Genomic DNA, 1,580 nt, shown 5'->3' on the forward strand with positions numbered 1-1,580 from the left:
CTCAGCACCCGCTTCACGGTGGCGCCGTCGAGGATTTCGACCTCGTAGCCTTCCAGCTCCTCGGCCATCGGCACTTCGAGCCCGCCCCAGCTGTCGGCCGCGAGCGCGCGGGACCGGCGCGTCCAGCGGATGGTCAGGTCCCCCACAGTGCGCGGCCGGCGCCACGGCTGCTCGACATGGGCCACCGAGAATGGCCGAAGCCCGACGCCCCCGGGCATGAAAGTCTGCGCCACATAGGTCTCGTCGCTGACCGGGCGGCTCGCCGGGCCGATGCGCCAGTTCCACGGGATGCCGAGATCGGCCTCGGCGATCGGCAGCGATGCGAGGCTGTCGTCGAGCGCCACCACCCGCGCGCCGGCGGGCGCGGGATTGCCCATGGCGCCTTCCGTGCCGCGCTGGCCGCGCAGGAGCCGGGTCAGGCGATACCGGCCCGGCGCCAGAAGTTCTGCCGCGCCCGCCTGCACGATCTCCCAGACGCCGGGCGCGCTCTCGATGGCGAGCGCGTTGGCCCCTCCGAACAGCGTCAGGTCGGTCACGCTCTCCAGCGTGCCGGTCAGCAGATCGATGATCAGCGCATTGCCGAGATCGAAGCGTGAGGTGGGGCCCGCGTAGAAGTCCGAGACCAGCGCGCCGATCCGGGCGCGGCTCCCGAATGTAGTCAGCAGCTCAAACCCATCCGTCGAGGGGCTTCGGAATACCGCGATCTCGCCGGGCCAGGGAACGGCGTGCGCGGCGACCATCGGTCGATGCGCCGGCTGGTCCTCGGTCAGCTGCGGCAGGTCCATCAGCACCGCATCCGGTGCGCCGAACACCACGGCGCGCGTCAGTGACGCAGCGCGGGGATCGCCGGGCGGTAGATCGTAAGACGCCCGGTCCTGGCGCACCGCCTCGATCCCGCGCGCCTCGGCGTCGGCGATGGAGACGAGCCGCAGATCGACCAGCCGCCCGTCGTGCTCGAGCCGGATCACGTCGGCCGGATCGAGCGCCAGGCGCGAGGGCGGCAGACGGAACGCCGCCGTCTCGCGCCCCACCCATGCCTCCATGAGTGCGCGGCGGCAGCGGCGTTCGGCCTCCTCGGGCGGCACGGCCATGGGGAAGGACTCCGAGGCAATCCGCGTCGTGTCCACCGTGATGCGCCGGGCTTCGACGAGGGCCGCGTCGTAGTCCTCGTCGGCCCGCGCGACCTGCCACTTCAGCGCCTGCGGCAGTTCGGTCTCCTGGCCGCGGGTCAGTTCGAGCACGTCGCCCTCGCGGGCGGCGACCAGATCGTCGGGCGCAAGGGTGGCTACGGAGGCTCGCCCGCGCATGATGAAGCGGATCACCCCCTCGGTCTCGACGGCGTCGAAGCCGAAATGCCGCGACAGTGTGGTGATCGAGGCGCGCGGGCTCTCGAGCGCCGTGATGGCGTAGCCCTCGACCGCGCCCCAGAGCCCGGTGACGTCGATGCGGTCTTCGGGCAGCCCGGCGCGCAGGCAGAGGTGCCGAACCAGCGCGGCCAGTGACACCGCGCCGAGCCGCCCCGTCAGCCAGTGGCCGAGCCGCCAGTTCGCCCCGTCCGTCCAGACGTCGGTCAGCGCCGG

At 72.5% G+C, this 1,580-nt stretch carries 1 protein-coding gene; it reads right to left on the minus strand.

Annotated elements, in window-relative coordinates; translation table 11 throughout:
• The coding region (locus tag V7050_RS20960; RefSeq protein ID WP_324411278.1) for a phage tail protein at window positions 1-1,580 on the minus strand (1,580 nt) is incomplete at both ends.

Source organism: Amaricoccus sp. (assembly GCF_036846665.1).
In the GTDB taxonomy this organism is placed as follows: Bacteria; Pseudomonadota; Alphaproteobacteria; order Rhodobacterales; family Rhodobacteraceae; genus Amaricoccus.